We start from the raw sequence: 26,627 nt of genomic DNA, 5'->3' as shown, positions 1-26,627 counted from the left end.
AACTCGGCTCTTTTATTAGTACTTAACTTACTTTGATATTAGTCATTTTCAAGGAAAGAGCGCAAGTGCTCAGAACGTGATGGATGACGCAATTTACGTAGGGCTTTTGCCTCAATCTGACGAATACGCTCACGCGTTACATCGAACTGCTTACCGACTTCTTCTAGCGTATGATCCGTCGGCATATCGATACCGAAACGCATTTTTAGGACACGTGCTTCACGCTCAGTCAGGTTGCCTAGTACATCACGAGTAGCTTCTTGTAGACCAGCAGCCGTCGCATCATCAACAGGGCTTGAGATCGTACCATCTTCGATGAAATCTCCTAGGTGTGAGTCTTCATCATCACCGATCGGGGTTTCCATAGAGATAGGCTCTTTGGCAATCTTAAGCACTTTACGGACTTTGACTTCGTCCATCTCTAAGCGTTCGCCTAATTCCTCAGGCGTTGGCTCACGGCCCATCTCTTGTAGCAACTGACGTGAGACACGGTTGATCTTGTTGATCGTCTCAATCATATGCACAGGGATACGGATGGTACGTGCTTGGTCAGCGATAGAGCGGGTAATCGCCTGACGAATCCACCAAGTGGCATAAGTCGAGAATTTATAACCACGGCGATATTCAAACTTATCAACTGCTTTCATCAGACCAATGTTACCTTCTTGGATCAGATCCAAGAACTGTAGGCCACGGTTGGTATACTTTTTAGCAATAGAGATAACCAGACGTAAGTTAGCCTCAACCATCTCTTTCTTAGCACGGCGAGCTTTTGCTTCACCAATGGCCATACGACGTGCCACGTCTTTCATATCGTGGATTTTCATGTCGAGCTGCTGCTCATAATCACGGATGCGACGTTGAAGTAAAATAACATCATCAGTGACTTTTTCTAGCGTGCCAGCAAAGGCGGGCTTGCCTTTGATACGCTCAATCAACCAATCAACGTTGGTTTCATTACTAGGGAAGGTCTTACGGAACTCTTCGCGCGGCATGCGACCACGGCGAATGACCAAACGCATGATTTGACGCTCTTGCTTACGCACATCGTCATAGACGTCATGCATGATGGCCATGACTTGGTCTGATAGGCGATTGTTTAGCTTCAGCATCATAAAGCGTTCAGCGAGTAGGGCATAAGCAGTATCCGCTTGTACACTACCACGGCCATAGTCGATCAAGGCTTGTTTGGCTTTGATAAACAGGTTCTCAATCTCTTCTAGACGCAGACGTACTTCTTCTGGATCGAGACCGCTGGTTTCTTCTTCAGCCTCTTCATCATCATTTTCGTCGTCTTCGTCATCATCATCTAATGCAGCAGCTTTGGCTTTTTGCTTGATGACCGGTGGGTTTTCTTTTTCTTCTTTAATGCGCTCACGCTCTTCTTTCGCTGCTTCTTTTGCTTCTTGGGCCGCGATTTTGTCCGCTTCGGTTTCAGGGTCTAAGAAACCTGTGATGACATCAGACAGCTTTTTTTCGCCATCTTGTACTTTTTGGTATTCGTCCAAGACGAACTGTACCGTACCGGGCCAGTAAGACATCGCATGCTGTACGTCACGAATACCTTCTTCGATACGCTTGGCAATGGCAATCTCACCCTCACGGGTCAGTAGATCAACCGTACCCATCTCACGCATATACATACGCACAGGGTCAGTGGTGCGGCCAGGCTCAGTCTCAACAGAGGCAAGTACTGCCGCTGCCTCGTCTGCTGCCATGTCATCATCACTTGAATCATCGTTCATCAAGATGTCATCGGCATCTGGCGCTGATTCAAAGATTTTGATACCGACGTCGGTCAGCATTTGCACAATATCTTCGATCTGATCGCTTTCGGTAATAGAGTCGGGCAGCTGGTCATTCACCTCAGCATAGGTTAAATACCCTTGCTCTTTGCCCATTTGGATTAAGGTGGCCAGTTGAGATGTGGACTTAGAAACTGACTTATCGTTCATAAATACTCGCTTACTTGCATCGGACATTTTTATATCGTGACTCGCTATCGCTGGCTGGGTGCGTTGATCTTATCAATCGATTGATCAAAATGTGGCGTAGAGGTCGTCAGTAATATCAAAAATGAGTGGATATGAATAAAGGCTCAAAACACTACAATAACAATGCTGAAAAACAGCTAAAAATTAAAAAACCATAAAAATAATACGTCAAATTTGTGCTTAACGATGCATGCTCACAATCATTCACCAAGCAGTGCTGTCAATATACAGCGACACAGTTTAACACAGACCACAGTCGTCAAGCACGAGGCAGTCCTATCTACCGACCATTTTTTACTGATTATTTTCTATCAGTGGAATGTTTGACATTCTTGTTAGTACGGTAGGTTTTGATAATGCTCGTGCTACTGGGCATAATCACTAGTAGTGGGGGCAGTCGCCATACTTTTAAAGGGTCGCTACTTTATTGTTACTTATAACACTAGAAACCAGGGTCTGTTTAATATTCAAATGTGGTGCTGGCAGTCACTATTTTTTAGACAATATGCAGTGAAATTTTCGATGCCTAGTCATTCTAGGTTAGACAATTTCGCCATATATTGGCAAAAAATAGCACTGCCCTGAAAGGCTGATGCTAAAATCACCCCAAACGTTGTTGCAAGCCTAACTAAGGTCTCGACATTATCGTCGACTTGCGCCTAGTTTAGTGCAATTTTAGCGATCAGCAGCCCTAATATTTGAATATCAAACAGACCCTAAGACTGAACAGTGACCATCTGCGATGAGCGTTCGGCATGTTGTGCCCGTAGCCAGTTACTTAAATGCTGCGCTTGCATACGCACGATTGCTTGTTTGATATGGTCAGGGTTTTTTATCAACTCTTGCATCTTCTTTTTTATATTACGTTCGAGCAGAGAGCTGACCAATTCTTCTATTAAATCATCAAGGCTTAAAACATTTCTCGCCGTTAATGCCCTATAGAATCCACCCCAACTGTTACTTAAGGTCGCTTGGTTCGTTGGATTAAGGTTTGATAATACAAAATGTGCGGCTGCATTGGCGTCTGTTGGCAGATGTTTTATGCACCGCTTAATAGTAGTGACGACGTCCAATAGTGCCACATCTTGCAAATCTTCCCATGCAACGGCTCGCAATGCATCGCTTGCGGCTTTTTTCTGGATATGAGCAGGCAATTTTAAGCTGGTAAGACCTGATTGTCGCCAAATATAATCAATAGGATCATCAATCAATGCCCGCGGCTGAAACAAAAAGCACAGCTGTAACTGCTGGCTAATGGTCATGTCACCATCAAAATCTAGCAACGCATCTTTGGCTTCGACGTTTTGGCTGCGTTTGCCGCCAAGCTTTTGATACACATCATTGTTCAGCAAATAGCGAAAGCTACTGCCTTTAGGTAAGGCCGTGGTCAATGAGCGCACTTGCGACATGAGCTTGGCTTTACCCTCAGCCAGGCTCAAATCATAACGCTCACTTAAGTATGCAAAAATATACTGTGACAATGGCATGGCATTGGTGATTTGCTCACGCATAGCATCGCTGCCCTGACTCTTGATAAAAGTGTCAGGGTCATGATTATTGGGTAGGGTCAGAAACCGCAGCTCTTTGTCATCGGCCAGCACGGGTAGCGCTACTTCTAGGGTACGCCAAGCGGCTTTTTGTCCGGCACTATCACCATCGAAACTCAATGTGAGCGTCGGATTGAGAGTGAGCAATCGTGAAATTTGGCTCTCATTGATGGCGGTGCCCATCGAGGCAATGGCCCCATAGATACCCGCTTGATAAAGCGCGATGACATCCATGTAGCCTTCGACCACTAGCCAGTCGTTGGCACGTTGCTGGCGGGATTCATAGTAGCCATAGAGCACATGCTGCTTGTGAAAAACGGGAGAATCTGAGGAGTTGATGTACTTGGGCTTTACCTCGTCATCAAGCGCTCGACCACCAAAACCAATCGTACGGCCTTGGTTGTCTCGAATCGGAAAAATAACTCGATCCCGTAATAGGTCATAATCGCGTCCAGACTCTGACTGCCGCACCAGACCTAATGCCTTTAGACCTTCGATATCTTGAGGAAATTGATGCTCAAGATGCTGCCACCCGAATGGCGCATAGCCAAGGCCAAAGGTATCAAAAATGTCTTCTGTGATACCGCGCGATAAAAAGTACTGCATAGCATGAGGATGGGTCGTCAAACTGTGCTGATAAAACTGCTGAATTTGTTCTAGCAGCTCGTATAGGTTGCCATCTGTATCTGCGCTGCTGTCTATGCCTTGTAGACTGGTGCTCTCATTGCCATCCGTTATCCACGTTGGAGGATAACTCGTATCGCTTTGATACTCTGCATCATAACCATTAGTGGGATAAGGGGCGGAGTCGTAGGCATCTAGTGGTGGATAATCGTCATAGCTATTGCTGCTGTCATCATAGTGCGGCTGACTGTCGTAGCTATCAGCATAGCCATTAACGCTCTGATCGGTGCTTTGATCGGAGCTGTGATCAGTGTTGTAATGAGGAACTTGACTATCTGATGCTGTGCCAGCGCTCGGCTCTCGACGGGTTTGGGTAGGAGGTTTAACACTGATAGCGGGTTTGGCTGCCATCGGCGGTGCAATAGGTTTAGGCGCACTGCGCTGATAGCTGACGTTTTGACGTTCTTCTTTTGGCACCTCAATGCCAGTTTGGTTCGATAGCTCATTGACCGCTTCTATAAAAGTCAGACTTTCATAATCACGCAGAAAACTGATGGCATTGCCGCCCACACTACAGCCGAAGCAGTGGTAGATATTTTTTTGTGGATTGACATAAAAAGAGGGCGATTTTTCACCATGAAAAGGACAGCAGCCTTTAAACTCGCTCCCTGCTCTTTTGAGCGTCGTATGTTTGCCAATGATGCTGACAAGATCAGCTTGGCTATTAAGTTGTTCAAGGATATGGTTAGGAATGCTCATACAAAAAACAGTTTACCATAGGTCGATTATAGTGTGGCAGCGTTAACGCGTACCGCTAGAAAAATAAGGCCAACGTAGCGTTGGCCTTATTTTTGATATCTATAGACGGTGTTAGCGGACATCTCGTCGCTTAAGTGGATCAGTTGTTATCGATATCAATAGCGTTTTCGATAGGCAATGTGGTACGGCGCGTTGGATTGGTATTTTGTGGATCGACGTTGGCTTCTCGTGCAGCAGAACCAGTGCTTGACTGACTATCGATACGTTCAGCGGATGCTTCAGGCAACCCTAGACCGATATTGAGACCTGTATCATTACGTGCAGGCGATGTATTAGCTACTGGCGCGTTAGCGCTAGGCAATCTCAATTGATTGGCGTTACGAATCAGCTGTGTCTTGGTCGCGCCATTATACTCGCCTGTCGCAACAGATGTGTCTTCCATACCTGAGCGACCAAGCTTGCCAAAGGTAAGTTTGTTGAGCCAAGTGCGATCACGTTTGGTGCTAAGCTTCACGCTGCCATTGCTGGTTAGCATTTTTGGATAGTTGATTTGCAGCAGGGTCTTATATTCATTCGCCAAATCTGTCAGGCCAAGTTTTTCGTTGCTATAGGCTAGGACAGCGATGGCATCTGGAATAGACTCACTCAGTGGGTAATACTGAAATACCCATTTGGCACGGTTCACAGCAGCGACATACGCTTCACGCTCGATGTACCAGTTGGCGGCACTCATCTCGCTCTCAGCGAACTGATTATAGATAAAGGTCATGCGCTGAGCCGCATCTGGTGTATAAGGGCTGTTTGGATATTTGTTTACCAGCTCTTGGAAATTGGCAAAGGCAATACGCAAGTAAGCGGTATCACGCTCTGCTTGGTTTAATTTAAATAGTTTTAAGCCCTCAGATGAGCCTTCCATATTGGCCACACCGCGCACATAGTAGGCGTAGCTGACTTGTGGGTTAGATGGGTACAGACGAATAAATTGTTCAGCACTTGCTGCTGCAGCTTCGTACTTGTCGATCTGATACTGTGCATACATCATATCAAGCAATGCTTGCTCAGCGTATTGTCCAGTCGGATAAAAGGTACGCAGATTGGTCAACTCTTCCACACTTTGAATATAGCGACCTTTGTCAATCTGAGTAATCGCATCTGTATAGTAAGCCTGCTCTGACTTTTCAGCAGTTTCTACTGCCTCAACATCTTTAGCGCCTGTCAGGTTTTTAAAAGTCTGACAACCAACTAAGTTGACACTAAGCGCCAGTAACGTGATTGAGGACAGTTTGATAAACGTATTGCCAACAGCTTGCATACTTCTTCTCCGACACAAGAGGCATAATAGCAGCAGCGCTATCATGCTATATAAAAGGTTAATGGTAAAAATGATATCATGACACCAGCCATGAGCGTGTTATTGAGCATGCTAATAAAGCGATCTTTTAATCAATACAGCTTTTATTGAATGCAGTTCTTGTTATAACGCATGTGACGGACACCTCTGTGTCTGATACATGAGTGTTATATAAATAGGGCTTATATAAAAGCTTGCAACACATCGTATGCAATCGTCATCAAAGAGTTTAGATGATTTATATTGTCGATAAATAACAACAATAGTAAAATATAACGCCGCGATGCTGCAATATAAATATAGTGGCATAGCATACAGCAAAACATGGCTATACTTTATAGAATAACAGTGCCGCCGTCTATTTTTTCACCATCTATTCTCTATCTACGTTGTTTCGATGGCTAGATTCATTTGATAGGTGTTGATTGTGTAGGCAGTTTAACATGAGCATTTCGCGTGAGCGATATAGAATGTCATCAGCATGGACAAATATACAGTAAATTACAGCAATGTCATGTTCTAGAGAGTTAACCTGCACCGCTCAGTAAGGTAGGCGACATCCGAAATCTAGTAGATAGCGAACAGCTTCTATAGGGCTTGGACGCGGGGCATGGTACACTATAGCGGTACGGCCTCTGCCTTTTTGCTTTTAATTGCCTATAGCTACTAGCAATCTCTCAAAAAATAGCCAGCCGATTTTATACTGTTATCTCTACCGTCATTTCACCAACCGTGTCGTGACTTTATAAGATATAGACTGTAAGACATAGATTTGCCATAGATACATTTGTTATAAATAATAATGCCATGACCATCAACTTATCACTGAATCAATCGCGAGATACTGATTCATCAGCACAAGAGCCACCAATGCCAAATAACGTTTTAAATGATAATGAATTACCTGATAACCAGACAATGACTGATGAGCAACTGCACGATGATGTGCAGGATAATGATGACATGCTCGATGAAGACAGTCATGGTATTGACGATGGCGACATTGATGATGACAGTATTGACGATGATGATGACAGCGACGACGATGATGAACCCTCGGTAGCTGGTCAAGCCGTACCGGTGATTGTGGATATGACGCACATTGTCACAGAAGATCAGTCTGGTCTGCGCATTGATAAGGTTGCTTCACTGGCGTTTGCAGATTTTTCCCGAGTACAGCTACAAGGCTGGATCACGGACGGTAGCTTGCTCTATAACGGCAGTGTGCAAAAGCCCAAAGTCCGTGTTAAAGCAGAGGATGTGTTGCAGCTATCGACGACCTTGCAGCAGCATAGCGAAGATCAACCAGAGAATATAGACATCGATGTGGTCTATGAAGATGATGAAGTTCTGGTCATCAACAAGCCTGTTGGTATGGTCGTGCACCCTGGCGCTGGTAATCAGACCGGTACTTTGGTCAATGCCTTGCTTTACCATTATCCGCAGCAGCATCATTTGCCGCGTGCAGGTTTGGTACACCGTATTGACAAAGACACCTCTGGATTACTACTCATTGGTAAAACCAAACCTGCACAAATGGCATTGATGGAGCAGCTAAAAGACAAATCTGTTTACCGTCATTATAAATGTGTGGTGGCAGGTGACAAAGCAAGCTTAATGCGCCATCGCCGCATCGATGCACCAATCGGCCGACATCGTACTCAGCGTACCAAAATGACAGTCATGACAGCAGGGCGCGAGGCGGTCACGCATCTATTGAATGTCACACCGCTCAATGGCAACTACTGTCTACTCGATGTAGGGTTAGAGACGGGTCGTACACATCAGATTCGTGTGCATCTGAGTCATATTACTTATCCATTGGTGGGTGATCGTGTCTATGGTGGTCGTCGTCAATTGCGTGCAGGACTGACAGAGGCGCAGCGCCAAGCGATTAATAATTTTCCGCGTCAGGCATTGCATGCTTATACCTTGGGTTTTGTGCATCCAATGACCGGAGAAGATGTTGAGGTGACCACGCCGCTACCTGAAGACATGGAGCAATTGATAGCCGTGCTCAGTGACGGCTATGATGACGAATAAATAAATACTGCTGATACAGTCGTACTGTTTTGAGGGTAAACATATACTAAGTGACAATATGTTAAGCGACAGTGCGCTACGTGACAGTATATGAGCGACAGTGCGCTAAAAGGGTAAATCAGCCATGATAAACATGACAAATCGCGTTCCTATGACCATGCTGGCACAACTTGATGAGGTGGCGATTTTTCAAACGGCTGCCTTTGCCCATAATGATGTCGACGAACCTGCTGCCCAAAACCAACGTACAGGTTACGAAGGTCAGTCAAACTACGGTGAGCTAAATCTGGGTCTACATGTCCATGATAATGCCACAAAAGTACTAGACAATCGTATGCGTCTGCTGACGGCTCTCAATGAGCAGCTGGCAGATGATCTCACTGATCAGCGTCACGCCATCAATAGCTTGCATTGGGTCAGTCAAGTGCATGGTAAGCAAATTCATGATGTCGATGCGACAGCGCTGAATATGGCACCCATGGCCGCCGATGCGATAGTCAGTCAGCAAAATGGTCGCGGATTGGCAATCATGACGGCAGACTGTGTGCCGATCGTCTTATATCAGCCAACCAGTGGTAAGATTGCAGCGATTCATGCAGGCTGGCAAGGATTGGCCTGTGGTGTGATAAAAGAGACTGTTAATCGCTTTACCGATTCAAGCCCTATTCAAGCTTGGATAGGAGTTTGTATTAGTCAGGAAAATTATGAAGTAAATACAGACGTTCGCGATAAGTTGTTGGCTGGGTGTATAACGAACCAAACGTTGTCAGATAAACATATCGATGATTTTGTGTCGCTATTTTCTATATCGTCTAATGATGACAAGATAAAGTTGGATTTACCAAAGCTTGCTGGTATGCAGTTAGAAGCTGCTGGGGTTACCGTTATGAAAGACTTGCCGGTAGTCTGTAGTTACGCAGATGCTCACTATTACTCGTATCGCCGTCAAACCCATATGCAGCAGCCGGCAACAGGTCGAATGGCGCTGGTTATCGTACGTCGCTAAAAAATTTCTAATGATTATTGATAAAAAAGCTGTTCACAATAAAAAAACAGTAGATTATTCTGCTGTTTTTTTATTTGAGTGCTAAATCTGCATTAACATGAGGTCTGTATTAACACACGGAGTCGCTAGACTTTGGCACTGATAAGCCAAATAAAGGACGTAAATACAGTGCCAAGAAAGTTCCTGCCATTGCTAGTATGCCCCAAATATAACCATGTAAGCTAAAAGAAGCGATGCCACCAAAGTAAGCCCCGATATTACAGCCGAACGCTAGACGAGCACCATATCCCATCATCAATCCGCCGATAACTGATGCGGCAAAGTTACCTGCAGTAATCTTAGTGAATTTGAACAAGCCACCAGCAGCAGAGGCGATAAATGCGCCAATGATGATGCCGATATTCAATACAGTGGTTGAATCTGCAAATATAGATGCCTCAAGCGCTGCTGCATTAGCCCCTTGCCAGTAGCCCCAGCTGGCCACATCCATGCCAAAGCCGCTCGCAATTTTAGAGCCCCATAATGTAAATGCCGATGTAATGCCCCATGGTTGTCCACGTGTGAGTAATGTCAGACCGTTAAGTAAAGCCAAGACGATTGCGGCAGCAAATAGCGGCCAAGAACCACGAAAGATTCGTTTCCAACCAGACTCAGAAGGTACAGGCGCCATTTTAGGTGCGTTTCTTTTTTTCTCAACGACTAACGTCACCCATGCGATAATACCAAATATCGCAAGCGACAGTAGCCATGCACCTGTATAACCGAGACCTGTAGAAGTTGCTAAAGAGAAAGGCGCATAAGCGGGCATTTCTTCCGTCCAGAATGGTAGGTGATAAGCGCCAATTGTGGCGCCCACTATGAAGAAAATAAAGGTAATGAACATAACAGAACGTCCACCGCCTACCGCATAGAGCGTACCAGAGGCGCAGCCGCCACCAAGTTGCATGCCGATGCCAAATACAAACGCACCGACGACCAAACTGACTCCTAATGGTGCGACATAGCCTGCGACAGGACCACCAAACAGCGTCGTGCCATAAGCAAGGATTGGCGCAAATAACGTGACAGCAACTGCGAGCATCAGCATGTGTGATCGCATTGCCTGACCGTTACCTACTGCCATCATACGTCTAAAAGCAGACGTAAAGCCAAAGCGGGCATGGAAAAGGGTGTAGCCTAATAATAGACCAATCCCAAGTAATAGTGATTGAGAGATATGTTGAGTGGCTAGTAGATACATAAGCACAATCAATCCGACGATGCCGCCTCCCATAATCAAAGGTTTCTGAGGCGCATTTAAAACGAGATCATCTCTAATGATAGGATCTTTTGTATCGTTTACAGGTTGGACGAGAGTAGTCAAGGTAATAGCTTCCTTATCCGATGATGTTATCAGATATCATTTTTATAAGAATTTATGTTGGTATGTTTGCGCAGATTTCCAGAATTGAAAACGGTGTTTTGATTAATTCTATTCATTTGGTTGAGGAGTAGGAAGGGTGATATCTTAATCCTATTGCCATTAATGTAAACCTACAAATATTAGAAAAATTAGAATTAGTATATGAAAATATGGAATAAAAGATCTGCTATTCATATTATTGATGTTGATAACTGCCTAGATAGTTGATAGTTATAAATATATAAATTACTAGAGTATTGTTTACACCGCTTTATCCGCTAGTATGGCCTGCTTTTTTATGTAATATAGATTAAGAGTCTATGGAAGCTTATTAGGCAGACTTTAACAAATAGCTTAAAAAGAAACGGACGTCTGATACAATAGGCTTGAATTTAATAAAGTTCATCGCATATAAACCAACGCGTATATTTATTCGTTTGTATGCTGTGGCCCCTCGTGAGTCATCAAACCTGTTATAGATTTATTATCCAACCAATTATCCATTATTAGAGTATGTATGAATACACCTGCTAAATCACCAGACACATCCACCTTTACTGATAACGTGCCTAATGTATCAATTGCGGTCATTTTTCATAGTAATTATGGTCATACAAAACGTGTTGCTGAAGCGATTGTACAAGGTGCGCATCAGCAATTGCCAGAAGTGCAAGCTAAGGCAGTCGATGTTCATGATGTTGATTGGGATTATTTGGATCAGGCGGATTTGCTGGTATTTGGTAGTGCAGTATATATGGGTAGCGTGACTGCTGAATTTAAGACATTTATGGATGAGACATCTAAGCGCTGGTACCATCGTAAATGGGAAGGCAAGTGGGCAGCTGCGTTTGCTAACTCAGGGGGATTGAGTGGTGATAAGCTTGCCGTGTTACAACAGATTTCTCTCTATGCCATGCAACACGGTATGAACTGGATTGGTCTGCCGCTCATGCCGACAGGTCATGAACCCCATGATTTGAACCGCTTATCGAGCTTCTTGGGGTTGATGACTCAATCACTCGATGGCCCGCCTGAAGAGACGCCAGGGGTAGGAGATATCGATACTGCTATTTGGTTCGGTGATCATCTGGCGAAGACGATTATCAAGCATCAGCCAGCGGACACTAAACGCTAAAAACAGCTAAAGCTCACAGGTCAATAAAACAGGAAAGCAGACATCGTCGATGTCTGCTTTTTTTTGTGCCGTTTTTATTGAGCCACAAGTTTTGCAGGAGCGGAGGTGACTGGTATAGGGTTGTCAACGAACTGAAAGGATTGGCAACCTGTCAGCAGAAGCATCATTGCTAGTAGATAGCCCAAGGCTAATGACTTCATAGTAGACTCTCAAAAGCGATTTTAAAAACATTATATATGTGCCCGTGCTAGTAGACGACAAGCCTTTGCTATTATATATAAATTTTTCATTGATAAACTATATATGAGAGTGGATATGCGATTGGTTTTTCAAAAAGTGGCATATACCTTTTTACTATTGATAAATTTGATTCAAATTTATTGAACGTATATGTCATGATAAAAGATATTCCTCATGTCTGTGTCTTTACTATCACTATCGAGGTTTGTCTAATTTCCTACTATTAGCGAATTCTTGACCAAGTGTCCATTATTTATTGATATCGGCATGCACTTTAGTGGGTTGTATTGTAAATAAGAATAGTGATAATATGTTGAAAGCTGACCAAATAGTCAAGTATTATCTGGTAGTGGTTTTCTAACAAAAACATCTGACGATTATTGCTATTGGTAACCTATTTATCTTATATAAAGAAGTGCACTGCTTTATGTTCTCTTGCATACTGAGAGTGTGGGAGAGAATAAAACCACAAACACTTTAGAGCGTGCAAAATACGTGAACGGTTACAGTATGATGTCAATCACATACTTACGTTCAGTCTCTAAGCCGTCAAAGTCCTTAAGCTTAATGCTTATCTTCATTATTTTATTTTAGCCGAGTCTTGCTATGATTAGTTTTTACTTAAATGGGAAACGCCACGAGCTAACCCAGCTTAACCCTAATACGACGGTGCTTGAGTATCTACGATTGCATGAAGGCCAAACGGATACCAAGGAAGGCTGCGGCAGTGGTGATTGCGGTGCCTGTACTGTGATGGTTCAGCGCTTGCCTAACGCTAGCCAGCAAGTGCTTAATGATGGAAATGGCGACGAAAAAAATGTGACACCACCGTTCTATACGATTAACTCTTGCATTACGTTGGTGTCGCTCATGGATGGCCATCATCTGATGACGGCCTCTTATCTAGCGGATAATCCTGAGCATCATCCAGAACGTGCTCTGCTGCATCCAGCACAGCAAGCCATGGTTGAATGTCACGGATCACAGTGCGGTTTTTGTACACCTGGGTTTGTGATGTCGCTTGCTTGCGTTTACGAAAACAATCGTATGCAGACAAGTCAAGAGGCTTCAAGTCAGAGCGATGCTAAGCAGTTGAGCTATGATGAAGTGGTTGCGTCAATATCTGGCAACCTATGTCGCTGCACAGGCTACAGGCCAATTATCGAAGCTGGTCTACTGATGAGCGATATCGGTCAGCAGAGAGAAGCAGAGCAGTCAGCGGTGAAAGACCTGACGATCAGTCTCGCAACAGATGCTATGGCAAGTACAAAAGAGTCAGCAGTATCTACAAATGCGCCAGCTGAAACTAAATTAAAAAATGCAGAGTCGAATGATATTGCACCTGCAATCAGTGATGCTGGGCGACAGTTATATATGCCCAAGTCACTAGATGAGCTTAATCAAGTATTAGCAGCCAATCCACAGGCAACGATTTGGGCAGGCGGTACGGATTTGGGATTGAGTGTAACCCAGAATTTGGTTGATCACGAGGTCATTATCCAGCTTTCAGGTGTTGAGGCCTTAAAGTCATGGTCACTACTTGACGCAAAGTCTGACTCAAGCAATAAAGACTCGAATAACGAGCAAGCTCCTAGCCAAACACTAGTACTAGGTGCTGGCATGAGCTATCAACAGATGTTGCCTGTGCTTGAGCAATATTTTCCAAGCTTTGCGCAAGTATTTGAGCGTATTGCCTCTCCGCAAATCCGTAATATGGGCACCATCGGCGGCAATATAGCCAACGCGTCGCCGATTGGTGACTTGCCACCGATTTTATTGGCGTTAGATGCGTCTATTCATCTGCGTCATTGCGCGTCTAATTTTGAAAAGTCAGGTAATGATTCAGATAATAGCGACACTATTTATACGGATGAAATCATACCGTTATCAGAATTTTTCTTAGATTATAAAAAGACCAAACTGCAAGCAGGCAGTTATGTTGTCGCCATCCACATTCCTCTAATGAAGGGCAATCAGCACTTATTTATTCATAAGATTAGCAAACGTTATGAGGATGATATTTCAGCGTGCCTATTGGCGGCGCGAATTGATGTATCAGCAGATGGTAAGACTATAAAGAATGCCAAGCTTGGGCTCGGCGGAATGGCTGCAATACCACTATTAGCTACAAAGTGTCAGCAAGCGCTTATCGGGCAAACGGCCTCGGTCGCCAGCTTTGAGCAGGCAGTACAAACCTTGTCTGCCGATGTTACTCCACTGACTGATGTCAGAGCGAGCCGTGAATATCGCTCACATGTAGTACAGCGTTTGGTGGTGAAGTGCGGTAAGCAGTTGGTAAAAAACATGCAGACTGAGAGCGCCTGATTGTCAGAGCCATTTATCAGCGCTATCTAATAGTTATATTTGCCAAAAATAACAAAGAGCATTAATAAAAGCGTATTAATAAAAGAGACCCACTATGAGCCATCATTCGTCCTTATTTGACAGTTATAGTATCCGTCGCGTGCGTCCGCCAAAAAACAAAATCGGCACCTCGGCCAAGCATGATAGTGCGATCAGCCATGTCATGGGGACGGCGACCTATGTGGATGATATTGCAAAACCACAAGGCACATTCCATCTGGCAGTGGGCAAAAGTAGTCACGCTCATGCACGTGTATTGAGCATGGATTTGAGTGCTGTCAGAGAGGCTAATGGGGTTGTAGACGTTTTAAGCTTCAAAGATTTGCCTGCGCAGACAGATATCGGTGCGGTATTTGATGGTGAGCCACTGATGGTGGACGAAATTACAGAGTATGTGGGTCAGACGCTATTTGTGGTGGTGGCGACCAGTCATCGCGCTGCCAAAAAAGCTGCCACCAAGGCAGTGGTAGAATATGAGCCATTGCCAGCGGTGCTTAGTATTGATAAAGCACTAGAGCAAGAATTTTTTGTACGTCCGAGTCATTTTATGAAGCGTGGTGACGCGGCGACTGCGCTTGAGAACGCACCAATTCGCATTGAAGGTCATATTCATATGCGCGGGCAAGAGCACTTTTATCTTGAAGGACAAGTGTCTTATGTAGTGCCTTGTGATGATGGCGGGCTAGAAGTGTACACGTCTTCACAGCATCCAAGCGAAGTGCAGCAGCTCGTTGCCGAAGTGACGGATCTGCCTTTCAATGCGGTCAACACTGTCGTGCGCCGTATGGGCGGCGGCTTTGGTGGTAAAGAAACGCAAGCTGCTGCATGGGCATGCCTATGCGGTATCATCGCCAAGCGTCATAACGTTCCTGTCAGTATGCGTCTAGATCGCCAAGATGACATGGTAGTAACTGGTAAGCGCCATGAGTTTGCCAATCGTTACGAAGTTGGTTTAGATGAGTCTGGGCGTATATTGGGCGTCGATATGCAATTGGCTGGCTTGTGTGGTTATGCACCAGATTTGTCTGATGCCATCGTCGATAGAGCGATGTTCCATTGTGATAATGCCTATTATTATCCAGCTGCTCATGTGGCAGGGCATCGCTGCAAGACGCATACGGTATCTAACACTGCCTATCGAGGGTTTGGCGGACCACAAGGTCTGATGACGGCTGAATATATGATGGATCATATTGCCTATACATTGGGGCAAGATCCGCTGCAAGTGCGCTTAGCGAACTTATATCAAGATGGTCAAAGCACTCATTACGGTCAGACTATTGAGCATTTCGATTTGGCCACCATCATGACCAAACTGGCAGATGATTGCGATTATGACAATCGCCGTCAGCAAATCATACAAGCCAATAAACAAGCTGCTGCTGAAGGCAGTGATAAACGTTTGGGTCTTGCTCTAACGCCAGTGAAGTTTGGCATCTCATTTACGGTGCAAACGCTCAATCAGGCGGGTGCATTGGTACATATCTATACCGATGGCAGTATCCATCTCAATCATGGTGGGACGGAGATGGGGCAGGGGCTGTATATCAAAATCGCCCAGATTGTTGCCAATGAATTTGACGTTGATTTGGATACAGTCAAAGTATCAGCGACACGTACGGATAAAGTGCCTAATACTTCACCAACTGCAGCATCATCAGGGACAGATATTAATGGTAAGGCAGCGCAAAATGCTTGTTTAAGTATAAAAGCGCGTATACTTGAATTTGCTGCTGAGCATTTCGAAGTAGCGCAAGAAGACATACGTTTTGAAAAGAACCATGTTTATATCGGTGATAAAGAAACGCTGACTTTTGCTGAGATGATCCAACTGTCATATCAGAATCGCATCAGTCTATCGTCTACTGGCTACTATAAAACGCCTAAGATATTTTATGATCGCTCTAAAGCATGGGGTCGTCCGTTCTTCTACTTTGCATTAGGTGCTGCCTGTGCTGAGGTTGAGATTGATACGCTGACAGGTGAGTACAAAGTGCTGCGCTGTGATGTATTACATGATGCAGGACAGTCGATTAACCCTGCCATTGACATTGGTCAGATTGAAGGTGGCTTTGTGCAAGGTATGGGTTGGCTCACAGCAGAAGAGCTGATCTGGAATGACAAAGGTAAGCTCGCATCTGACAGTCCTGCCAACTATAAAATTCCAACCGCGCATGATTTGCCTAAGCAGTGGAATGTCAAATTGTACGATCGCAAAAACGAAGAACAAACTATTTATAACTCTAAAGCCGTTGGTGAGCCGCCATTTATGTTGGCAGCCAGCGTGTGGTGTGCACTCAATAATGCAGTCGCAAGCCTTGGTGAATATAAGAAGAATCCAGAGCTGACCATGCCTGCGACGCCAGAAGCGGTTTTAAAAGCAGTGATGCGCATGCAAGGCACGCCATGGGATTTAACAACTGAAGCAGATACAGATACGGTTGATAGTTTAGTCAAAGGCGCAGAAGAAAATAGCGACCTTTACAACGATAAGGTAATGCCGCAAGACGTGCGTCATGCTAAAGATATTAACCCAGCGGAAGTCGAAGGTAAAAAAATTGATGACCAGCCTAATGCGATAGAGCATCCAAATGTAGCAGGGGCAAGAGGTCCTGCGCACAGTGAATGAGTCGTTAACACTGCCAGTCGTTTGGTACGAAGGTCTAGCGCGATATCAGCAGCGCGGCATCGCTCACGTGTTGGCGACAGTCGTAGCCGTAAATGGATCTGCTCCTCGAGCGCTACAGGCAAAGATGATCATCACGCAAGATGGCATCGTAGACACCTTGGGTGGCGGCGGGCTAGAACACGACGTTGTCAATACGGCACGGCAGCTATTGAATGGTGAAATAGCGGCAACGGTATCAAAAGAAGTCAAACCAAAGGTTTCTGAAACTGACAGTGAAAGCGCGTCAGTACCTTCTAAAGCAGTGCGCCGTGATGCTGTCTATACCAAGCACTACCCATTGGGTGCAAAGTTGGCGCAGTGTTGCGGGGGTAGTGTCACCGTTATGTTCGAATGCTTCAACGTAACGCCGCCGATGTCAGTGCTAGTGTTTGGGGCAGGGCATGTAGCATCAGCGCTAATGACCATCCTCGCTGAGTTGCCTTGTCAGGTAGATTGGGTAGACAGTCGCCCAGAGATGTTTGAGCGTTATTTAGTTGATAAAACAAGCATTCATAAACTTGGTCAAATAGATACTAGTTATCAAAATTCAGAACTACACAATCAAACTGCAGAACCACAATCAGCATTAAGCAAATCCAAACTTTATAACTTACCAGCGCATATCCGTCCGCATATCGATGATGAGCCTGTAGATTTTGTACGCCCATTTATCGAACAGGGTGGACAGCGTTTTATTCTGGTTATGACTCATGACCATAGTGTTGATTTTGAGCTAGTGCGGGCAGCATTAGATACTATTTCTGACACTAGCTCATCTCGTGATAAATGCTCAGATATCTCAGAACCTTACATAGGCTGTATTAGCTCGGCAACTAAGGCTAAGCGTTTTAGAGATCGTTTGATTCAGCGTGGCTATAGTGAGCAACTGGTCAATCAGTTGGTTATGCCAATTGGATTGCAAGTTGGTGGGAAAGAGCCGATGGCGGTGGCAGTTTCTATCGTGGCACAACTGTTGCAGCAGTATCATCAGGCTGCTCTCTGAAATTTCTATGGACTCAATACAAACTTGTCACTTTCCATTAAATTATTAAAACGCTCAGTAACATCAAGCCATGTGAGACCCTCAAATGACCCTACATATTTATCAAGCTCGACTGCTGCACTACTTGACCGAAAGCGATCGTACTGAGCGTACAACCTCTGATCATTCACAGACATTAGCTGTGGAACGAGACATTACGTTGCTACCAGTGATTGAAGGTGTACAGGTTTATCCTGAATATATCGCTGATGGTGCGCTTGTCGTAGATGATGTGACAGGGTGCATTGTAGAGTATGGGCATAACGAGACAATATTAGCGAAATATACTAATACCTCTGAGCAAGTAGAGCAGTTAGTAGTTAAAGTACATGATTATCGCGACAAACTTATCATGCCAGGCTTTATTGACACTCATGTACATTATCCGCAAATAGATATGATTGCTGCTTACGGTGAGCAATTACTTGACTGGCTTAACAATTATACTTTCGTCACTGAGGCCAATTTTGGCGATCCAAAAGTAGCACATGATACGGCGCAGTTCTTCTTAAACCAATTGCTTGCTAATGGTACAACGAGCGCCATGGTGTTTTCTACCAGTCATCCTGAATCAGTGAACGCATTTTTTACGGAAAGTCACAAGCTCAACACTCGTATGATCACGGGTAATGTCTTGATGGATCAAAATGCGCCTGATAATTTGTGTGTACCTGCTGAGCAGGGCATTCGAGATACCCAAAACATCATTGATAATTGGCATGAGCGCGGCCGCCAACATGTGGCGATTACCCCGCGCTTTGCTATTACTTCGACACCCAAGCAACTACAAATGGCAGGTGAGCTGTATGCCAGTTACGAGAGAGTTTATCTGCAGACGCATCTAGCAGAAAATCATGATGAAATTGCCTTTGTAAAACAATTGTATCCCAATCATAAAGGCTATCTCGATGTCTATGATACGATGGGATTACTGGGTCGACGTACGACTTTGGCGCATGGTATTCATCTTGAAACATCGGAGTATGAGCGTCTTCGCGCGACTGGCACACAAATATCACATTGTCCAACGTCGAATCTGTTTTTGGGTAGTGGACTATTTGATTTACCCAAGACGTTAAGTTATACCGGTGTCAGTATCGCCACTGACGTTGGAGCAGGGACAAGTCTGTCGATGCTGACGACTCTGTCAGAAGCGTATAAAATCCAACAACTACAAAGTAATCAACTATCCGCTCATCAAGGGTTATATCAAATTACTTTGGGTAATGCCCAGTCGATATTGTTGGACAATAAGATTGGTAACTTTATGCCAAATAAAGAAGCGGATTTTGTAGTCATCGATATGAATGCAACGGCATTGCTTGAGCGGCGTATGGCGCAGACTAAGACACTTGAAGAGCAGCTGTTTGTGCTGATGATGCTGGGTGATGATAGAGTGATTGAGGAGACCATAATCGCAGGCGTGAGTCGATATCGCAGCAATGTCTCATAGGATTGAGATACAAGCATATCAGTGCTGTACCTCAATCAATAACGCGTTAGATTTCTTTCAGATATAAAAAAATAAACCCTTGTTCCTACTATATAGGAACAAGGGTTTTTTGCTGCCAATAGAGTTTCTATTAGATATTAAAAATGGAATTTTACCAATGCACTAGGGGCACTTTGATTTACGCCATCAACACCGTATTTATTTTTCCAATAGCTATACTCCATACCGACCTCTAAGCGATTATCAATACCGAGTACGTCTTGTATATTGTACTTAATTTGAGGATTGATATGAATATTGTCTTCAATGTCATCGTTATTGAATGAATAATCGATAAAGCCATCCACGACAAAATTATTGCGCTCCCAACCATAGGTTAAGGTGATTTGTTGATCATCGTCCGTATTGTCATTAAAGGCATGATATAGCGTCGCGGAAGCAAACGTCGTCCCTGGAATAGGGACATTTAAATCTGCACCAATACCAACCAGATAGTTATCTTGGTCAAAGCCAGTACTGTTTGAACCAAATTCATAGGTGGCGGCTAAATTAACCTGTTTGATAAAACTGTCATCGAAAGTAGCTATTTTGAATGTAGGAGACAGCTCGCCATAAGTTTCTCTAAATCTATTATTTTCAATATCATCAGCACCTTGATTTCGATCGACAAAGAAAAACACGCCACCCCAGTCGTGCGCAGAGACATGTTCTAATGTAACAGTCGTCAGCTCTCCATCTTCTACGAGGTCATAATCACCGCCGTAAAGTACGGAGACACTCGTATCGGTAAAAAAGGTCTTCGCCTGAATGCTAGACATACTCCCTAAAGCCGCGATAGCAACGGCCGCCATAGACAGTGGTCTAAGATAAGACAGCTTTTGGTTGGATGGGTTGGTATGACTAGGGAGGCTCGTGAGTAAATTAGAATGCAAAATATGACTCCTTCATATAAAATTGATTGTTGGTTATCCTAAAACTGCATCATCGATCATTTATAACAATGGGATTTTATCTTTTACCAAAAATTATGATTGCTGGTTAGTAAACATACTCTTAATGCGTGTTTTTCTGAATAATGGTTGGTTAATAGTATTTGAGTGCCCACTACTAAAGAGTATTCAAGAACCATGCCACAAACCATTTGTGCTGCTATCAACCTCAGCGTTTCTTGAATTTTAGGGCAGTTATCTATTGATTTTGGTACAAAGTAAGCAAAATAGCCCTTGATACTTCTCAAATGCGAAAGCCAACTTTCGTATATGTAAATGGATATAGAGAACAACGCTTTTTCAAGCGTCAGAGGTGCTATAGAGGCACCAAAATAGGTATCTGTATGCCCCAAATTGGGTCGTCTGACTGGTTTTAATCAATTGATAGGCATATTATTTGGAAAACAAATGGATATAAAAAAGCCAGCTAATAGAGGTTAGCTGGCTTTAAGTTCGTACGTATTGGATGCTACTATTTTCTATTCAGTTAACTGCGTTCGTGTTCTAACGCGATAGACACTTGCCAGTCCGTGATATCCATCTCATGACAGTTGTTACCCTCACCATTGATACGGTCAACGACCAAAAAATCACTTTCACGCCCAAGAGCGAGTAGAGGGTGATGCCAGACATTGGCATCGTACTGTACGCCTTGATTAGATTTTGCATAAAACACTGCTAGATCATTAGCTGACTGTGGCGGTACGCCAGCTTTAGCGACGACGACAATATAATCTTGACCCTCCATAGATACAAATGCCTGCGTCCCAAGCGGATGATATTCCATGACCGAAAGCACAATAGGGTTCTCACGTTTCTTAGCTCGAAAGATACTCATGCCAACTGCACCACCATCAAGCTTGCTTTCAGCAAGCGCATGATGGCGAACCGCATAGCCGTTATTGATCTCATAAGTATTGTTAGCGGTTTGCTCATCAAGATTATAGCGCTCGATGACCGAGCCATAAGGTGCAAAATTTGCTTTGGTTAAAGGCTTAGCCGTTAGAGTGACACTCATTATTTTGCCTCTTTGCTATCAGTGTTAGTACCAGTACCAGTATTAGCCTCAGCAATTTTGCCATACACGCGTACACGGCTGATGCCGCCATCTGGGAAGATATTGACCCGAATATGAGTAATGGGTTTATTAAGTTGAAGCTTGTCTTTGCCAAAGTGATGAACGTCGTCAGCATTGGTTTTTTGCGGCTCAAGCAAGGTCTCCCAAAACATACTCTGAGTCACTAAAGTTTGCTCTGGTGTATTCGGTGAGTAGACGGCTTGGATCGAGACTTTATCAGGATAATTACCTTTAAAGTGAGCAGTATCTATCTCGATAGCGTCAACGATACCTGCTTGACCTAGCGCGATGATGCACCAGTCATTGCCTGGCTCACGGCGACGACGAGTCTCCCAACCATCACCCATGTTAGGCGCTTTAGTTGGTAGTAGTAAGTTACTAGCAGCACCAAAGTGTGCGTCGTTACTGGCAATCGCACGACCACCATTTAATGCGCCTGCCAAGTCAAGCGTCTCGCCTTGTGTATTTAGGCTGGCATCAAGTTGAATATCACCATAGACACGTAGTCGGGCAACGCCACCATCTGGATAAATGTTTAAACGAATATGGGTCACGGTTTGCCCATGATCAATCTCGATAAGCTCATGATTGTGACCTTGCAATGGGGTCATACCTACTAGTGCCTGCCAATTTTTACCGTCCCAGTCCTCTTTGCTTAGACTGGCAAGCTCAGTTTCATCTTGCTGTAGCAGCTCTGGCGCGTACAAGGCATCGACACTGGCAGAAGATGGGAAGTTACCTGTAAAGTGGCTGGTATCAATATCAAGACCAGCAATTTTGGTTGGGCGCGCCAGTTGAATCACTAAATAGTCATATCCTAGGTGGCGCTTACGACGAGTTTCCCATCCATCCATCCACTTACCGTTGTCATCGAACTTACCAACCACAAAGATAGGCGTATCAGGATTTAGAATACGGCTTTTATCCGCAAAGAAATCATCGGTGGCGAATAGCGATTTTGCGCCCAAACGACTGTCGGCGACGTTTGATTTTTTGGTGAAAGCTGGCAGGGTATCAGGTAGATTGTTTGCGGAGATAATTTGTCCAACTTCTGAAGTATTTTGACTCACAATGATTCCTTTTTAATAATAGTGTGTGTTTATAGTGTGGTGGCTATCTTATTTATTCATCTTTGATAATTCGCATTCGCTCAGCTAAGTAGAACGGATACTAGGACGATAGCCTAACTTACATCCAGTTAGCAGTATTGTCTGGCGTGGCAGGATGATTTTCGTACCAGTGTTTGGCGATATCATCGCGGCGGCATATCCATACGTCAGGTTTATTGGTGATATATTGCAAAAACTGCTTTAACGCTTTGATGCGTCCTGCACGTCCGATAATGCGGCAGTGCAAACCAATCGTCAGCATTTTCGGGGTGTGCGCGCCTTCTTCATACAAGGTGTCAAAGCTGTCTTTGAGATACTGATAAAACGGCTCTGCATGAGTAAACCCTGGACTTGAAGAAAAACGCATATCGTTGGTCTCGAGGCTATAAGGTATGACCAAATGCGGCTTACGCGTGATGACTTTGCTCTCTTGAACATTGCCCTCTTGAACCTTTACATTGAGCCAGTAGGGCAGCTCATCACCGTACGAGTCAGAGTCATAAGTATAGCCGCCTTGCTCGGCAACCAGTTCACGAGTATTTGGGCTATCACGTCCTGTGTACCAGCCTAGAGGCTGTCTGCCGAGCATACGTTCAAATATTTGGGTGGCACAGCGAATGTGTTCGCGCTCAGTCTCACGGTACATGTCCTGATAGGTAATCCAGCGTAGACCATGACTGGCAATCTCATGACCATCTTCTAACACACGCTCGATGATATGTGGCGTTTTTTCAGCAGCGGCAGCACAGGTAAACGTGGTGATTGGCACGCCATACTCTTTGAATACATCCAACACACGCCACACGCCGACACGGCTACCGTATTCGAATGCAGATTCAATAGACTGGTGGCGGTTGTTAAACGAGGGCGTGCCTAAGATATCTGATAAAAAGCGCTCTGATTGTCCATCGCCATGCATGACGCTGTTTTCTGCCCCTTCTTCGATGTTTAGCACAAACTGTACCGCAATCTTTGCCCCGCCTAGCCAGTTTGCTTTTGGTGGGTTGCCAGCATAGCCTTTTAGATCGCGGGGGTACGTGCTTTGATCAAAATCACTGGTAATTTTTCGAGTCATCATTCATGTTCCTATAAAGTAGCGCGGTCTGTTCACCAGTTATAATTACAGTGACGATGCGTATGCCACGAGCTGCTGACGCTCTGCATCAGTTAGCTGAGTAATATTACCAAGCGGCATATAGCCAGTTTGTACCGCAGTGACGATTTTCGCTTTATGTATTTTTAGGTCTTCTGGTGTCTGCAAAATGATACCGGCTGGCGGCGCGACAAAGCCTTGTTGCGTTGGCTGCACCGCATGACAGGTGCTACAGCGCGTATGTACGACATCCATCATGGTGTCATCTGCTGACGCGCTCACGGGTACCGCTTCAGCAGTAGCTGCATCATTATTCACACTGTTATTAGAATTGGTATTAGCATTAGTCACAGTATCAGTGGTGCCTTTATCAGTAGTTGCGCTTGTAGCTGGCGGCGTGCTATCAGTCGTTGTAGGCATTACTGCGGCAGTAGCTGGCATTGCAGGTGCTGGCTCAATCGGCTCAGGTCGCATCCAGATAATCAATAGTACTGTCATTATGGCTGGGATGACCAAGAAACGTGGTTTTTTATGACCCAAATGCTTTTGGTTAAAGTAATGACGGGCAGTTGCGGTAATGATGCCGACGAAGACCAATACCAACCAGCCTTGCTCATGAGCATACATCATTGGGTAATGGTTGCTGATCATGGTAAAGATGAGCGGTAGGGTAAAGTAGTTATTCATCAGTGAGCGGTTCTTAGCTTGTAATGCCAATTCAGCCACTTCTTTACCCGGTTTTTCGCCACGCCGCACACAGTCAACGAGTGCACGCTGAGCTGGCATAATACCGAAGAATACATTACCTACCATCACCGTGCCCAAGATAGCACCGATATGTATAAATGAAGCACGATCACTAAACAGCTGATAAGAACCCCAGCTTGCGATGACCAGTAAGATAAAGATCAGCGTACTAAAGATAAACGCGTTTTTACCCAAATGACTGCGCACGATAACTTCATAAATGAAGTAACTACCAAACAAGAAAAGCAAGCTGGTGGCGATGGCACCGATACTAGTAAAAGGTACTTTGCTTGGGTCGATCAGGTAGGCAGTTGCATTGGCATAATAGACGATAGACATCATCGCCGCACCCGTCAGCCAAGTGGTATAAGCTTCCCATTTAAACCAATGTAGCGTCTTTGGCATCTCTTCTGGTTCGAGTTTGTATTTGGCAATCTCATAAAACCCGCCGCCATGTACCGCCCAAAGATCACCTGAGATACCTTTGTCTGTTTTCCACTGGGGCGGTTTGCGTAGGCTTAAATCTAGCCACACAAAATAAAACGATGCACCAATCCATGCGACTCCAGCGATAACATGGAACCAGCGGAAAAACAAACTTAACCATTCAAGAAGATAGGCGCCCATGCGGTAAATGTCCTTTAATATACGATGTCTTAATAGAATATCTTGGTAATGTCTTTAATGGGATGTATTGATAAGCTGTGCTGATAACGGGCAACGATTTTTGCTGAGTATCATTCAAGTACTCGATATGCTCGTGACGTCAGCACGGTTATATTTGTATTTTTATGATAAAAATGCGCACTAAAAATACAGCATGTTACGAGCCGCGATAAGTACTATAACCGTGTGCACTAAGTAGGAGCGGCACGTGATAATGACTGGCATCGTTTACCACAAAGTCGATGACCACTTGCGGATAAAATGCTGTCAGCTGCTGAGCATCAAAATAAGACTGAGTATCGAACGTTACGGTATAGCGTCCGGTATCTAGCTGACGCTCTGTGCTATCGATGGCTGTATCAAACTGCCAAGCGTCTGGTGTGACACGGCCATCGCTATTGGTTGTACCATGCGCTAGTAATGTGGCGGCACCGTTGTCTTGTACGCGGTGTAAGGTAACGGCGACATCAGCGGCAGGTTTGCCAAGATGAGTGTCTAAGATATGTGATGATAGGGTGGCAGACATGAGGCTTCCTTTGTATTCAGTAAAGACGTAAATAGGGTGACGCTGCTCGCGCGTTCTGTAAGTCGAGCATCGTAAGAATCAAACATTACTCAATAGTTTATCTAAACGTAAACGCGTAATTTTATTCTGTTCAGCAGCTGCATTGGCAAGCTCTGTAGTACGATCATTTGGCAGGCGTGCTAGCAGCAGATCAAGCATTTGCTGTGCGCTTTTGCCTGTCGCAAAAACAATGAAAATAAAACCAAATTTATCAAGGTAGTCTTGATTGCCTTTGGCAAGTGCTTCGAGTACGTCATCTGCTGCATCGTTAGCGCCAGATTGCTCGTGTGTGGCGCTACTTTGCGTGTTGCGATATTTTTCTTTTAGAGATGCCACATTGCCGATTTGCGGATGTCCATCAAACGCTTCTAGTAAATTGGCATCATCAGTTTGCAGCTCATGCCAGATAGCATCGCTACTTGCTAAGAGGGCATCAATGTCTATAAAAGGACGAGCGTTAGCCAGTTTGTCAGCCCAAGCACTACTGGTACAGCAGATTAAAAGCTGGGCAACAGCTACTTCCTGAGATAAATCATTAAATTGCGCTAAGGTTAAGCTCACGATGACCTCCTTTTTTAATATGACAACCCATTATGTGTATTGGGAAATAAATCGTTAGTAGTGGTTTATACCTTGCGGTTATTCGCATAAACTTGACAGCAGCATCACAGGTGTTAATAGCTGCATAGGGTTTTCGTCTTTTGTCTTATATTTCTTTGGTCAACGTAACAATGTCAGTGGTACTCGACGTC

The 26,627-nt window shown here is 44.5% G+C and carries 19 protein-coding genes; 7 read left to right on the top strand and 12 right to left on the bottom strand.

From position 1 onward, the window contains the following. Nucleotides 1-38: 38 nt before the first annotated feature. The 3 genes from rpoD to IP485_RS01450 all read right to left on the bottom strand — a co-directional run bounded on the left by rpoD (nucleotide 39) and on the right by IP485_RS01450 (nucleotide 6,236). Nucleotides 39-1,955: an RNA polymerase sigma factor RpoD gene (gene rpoD / locus IP485_RS01460; protein WP_194363109.1), complete on the bottom strand. Its 1,917-nt coding sequence runs from the start codon at nucleotides 1,953-1,955 to the stop codon at nucleotides 39-41. A gap of 755 nt (nucleotides 1,956-2,710) precedes the next feature. Further along, nucleotides 2,711-4,924, bottom strand: coding sequence for a DNA primase (locus IP485_RS01455; RefSeq protein ID WP_198325689.1), 2,214 nt, complete (start codon nucleotides 4,922-4,924; stop codon nucleotides 2,711-2,713). A gap of 139 nt (nucleotides 4,925-5,063) precedes the next feature. Next, nucleotides 5,064-6,236 (bottom strand): outer membrane protein assembly factor BamD, encoded by a 1,173-nt coding sequence (locus IP485_RS01450; protein WP_198325688.1) that lies wholly within the window; start codon nucleotides 6,234-6,236, stop codon nucleotides 5,064-5,066. A gap of 846 nt (nucleotides 6,237-7,082) precedes the next feature. Here IP485_RS01450 and IP485_RS01445 point away from each other — a divergent pair. Then, nucleotides 7,083-8,318, top strand: a complete 1,236-nt coding sequence (locus tag IP485_RS01445) for an RluA family pseudouridine synthase (protein ID WP_198325687.1) — start codon at nucleotides 7,083-7,085, stop codon at nucleotides 8,316-8,318. Between the two features lie 124 nt (nucleotides 8,319-8,442). Further along, on the top strand, nucleotides 8,443-9,324 hold the full coding sequence (locus IP485_RS01440) for a polyphenol oxidase family protein (RefSeq protein ID WP_227686361.1): 882 nt from the start codon (nucleotides 8,443-8,445) through the stop codon (nucleotides 9,322-9,324). 109 nt (nucleotides 9,325-9,433) lie between these two features. Here IP485_RS01440 and IP485_RS01435 read toward each other — a convergent pair whose 3' ends face one another. Continuing rightward, on the bottom strand, nucleotides 9,434-10,687 hold the full coding sequence (locus IP485_RS01435; RefSeq protein ID WP_198325686.1) for a YeeE/YedE family protein: 1,254 nt from the start codon (nucleotides 10,685-10,687) through the stop codon (nucleotides 9,434-9,436). Nucleotides 10,688-11,243: 556 nt separating this feature from the next. Here IP485_RS01435 and IP485_RS01430 point away from each other — a divergent pair. Continuing rightward, entirely contained in the window at nucleotides 11,244-11,861 is a 618-nt protein-coding gene (locus tag IP485_RS01430; RefSeq protein WP_198325685.1) for a flavodoxin family protein, read from the top strand. 74 nt (nucleotides 11,862-11,935) lie between these two features. Here IP485_RS01430 and IP485_RS13830 read toward each other — a convergent pair whose 3' ends face one another. Further along, the gene (locus IP485_RS13830) at nucleotides 11,936-12,061 is read right to left on the bottom strand and encodes a hypothetical protein (protein WP_265090927.1); all 126 of its coding nucleotides are present in this window, start codon (nucleotides 12,059-12,061) and stop codon (nucleotides 11,936-11,938) included. A 646-nt stretch (nucleotides 12,062-12,707) separates the two neighbouring features. On the opposite strand from IP485_RS13830, the gene IP485_RS01425 reads away from it, so the two are divergent. The 4 genes from IP485_RS01425 (at nucleotide 12,708) to guaD (ending at nucleotide 19,628) form a co-directional block, all read left to right on the top strand. Further along, nucleotides 12,708-14,426, top strand: a complete 1,719-nt coding sequence (locus IP485_RS01425; protein ID WP_198325684.1) for a xanthine dehydrogenase small subunit — start codon at nucleotides 12,708-12,710, stop codon at nucleotides 14,424-14,426. A 94-nt stretch (nucleotides 14,427-14,520) separates the two neighbouring features. Beyond that, complete coding sequence (gene xdhB / locus IP485_RS01420) at nucleotides 14,521-17,094, top strand: xanthine dehydrogenase molybdopterin binding subunit (RefSeq protein ID WP_198325683.1); 2,574 nt, start codon at nucleotides 14,521-14,523, stop codon at nucleotides 17,092-17,094. Further along, nucleotides 17,087-18,136, top strand: a complete 1,050-nt coding sequence (locus IP485_RS01415; RefSeq protein WP_198325682.1) for an XdhC family protein — start codon at nucleotides 17,087-17,089, stop codon at nucleotides 18,134-18,136. Before xdhB ends, IP485_RS01415 begins: the two co-directional genes overlap by 8 nt. A gap of 85 nt (nucleotides 18,137-18,221) precedes the next feature. Beyond that, complete coding sequence (guaD, locus tag IP485_RS01410; protein ID WP_198325681.1) at nucleotides 18,222-19,628, top strand: guanine deaminase; 1,407 nt, start codon at nucleotides 18,222-18,224, stop codon at nucleotides 19,626-19,628. 137 nt (nucleotides 19,629-19,765) lie between these two features. On the opposite strand, the gene IP485_RS01405 is transcribed toward guaD, so the two are convergent. The 7 genes from IP485_RS01405 to uraD all read right to left on the bottom strand — a co-directional run bounded on the left by IP485_RS01405 (nucleotide 19,766) and on the right by uraD (nucleotide 26,436). Further along, on the bottom strand, nucleotides 19,766-20,560 hold the full coding sequence (locus IP485_RS01405; protein ID WP_227686360.1) for a DUF5020 family protein: 795 nt from the start codon (nucleotides 20,558-20,560) through the stop codon (nucleotides 19,766-19,768). A gap of 544 nt (nucleotides 20,561-21,104) precedes the next feature. Then, nucleotides 21,105-21,635 (bottom strand): ureidoglycolate lyase, encoded by a 531-nt coding sequence (locus IP485_RS01400; protein ID WP_198325680.1) that lies wholly within the window; start codon nucleotides 21,633-21,635, stop codon nucleotides 21,105-21,107. Continuing rightward, complete coding sequence (alc, locus tag IP485_RS01395) at nucleotides 21,635-22,765, bottom strand: allantoicase (protein ID WP_198325679.1); 1,131 nt, start codon at nucleotides 22,763-22,765, stop codon at nucleotides 21,635-21,637. Before alc ends, IP485_RS01400 begins: the two co-directional genes overlap by 1 nt. Nucleotides 22,766-22,883: 118 nt before the next feature. Then, nucleotides 22,884-23,879, bottom strand: a complete 996-nt coding sequence (puuE, locus tag IP485_RS01390; protein WP_198325995.1) for an allantoinase PuuE — start codon at nucleotides 23,877-23,879, stop codon at nucleotides 22,884-22,886. Nucleotides 23,880-23,924: 45 nt separating this feature from the next. Next, complete coding sequence (locus tag IP485_RS01385) at nucleotides 23,925-25,271, bottom strand: urate hydroxylase PuuD (protein WP_198325678.1); 1,347 nt, start codon at nucleotides 25,269-25,271, stop codon at nucleotides 23,925-23,927. A gap of 196 nt (nucleotides 25,272-25,467) precedes the next feature. Beyond that, nucleotides 25,468-25,836, bottom strand: coding sequence for a hydroxyisourate hydrolase (gene uraH / locus IP485_RS01380; RefSeq protein ID WP_198325677.1), 369 nt, complete (start codon nucleotides 25,834-25,836; stop codon nucleotides 25,468-25,470). A 78-nt stretch (nucleotides 25,837-25,914) separates the two neighbouring features. Then, the gene (uraD, locus tag IP485_RS01375; protein ID WP_198325676.1) at nucleotides 25,915-26,436 is read right to left on the bottom strand and encodes a 2-oxo-4-hydroxy-4-carboxy-5-ureidoimidazoline decarboxylase; all 522 of its coding nucleotides are present in this window, start codon (nucleotides 26,434-26,436) and stop codon (nucleotides 25,915-25,917) included. Between the last annotated feature and the right edge of the window lie 191 nt (nucleotides 26,437-26,627).

The organism is Psychrobacter sp. NG27 (assembly GCF_016106655.1).
GTDB lineage: Bacteria > Pseudomonadota > Gammaproteobacteria > Pseudomonadales > Moraxellaceae > Psychrobacter.
The sequence above is the reverse complement of the archived record's forward strand: the minus strand, read 5'-3'. Positions and strand labels throughout refer to the sequence as shown.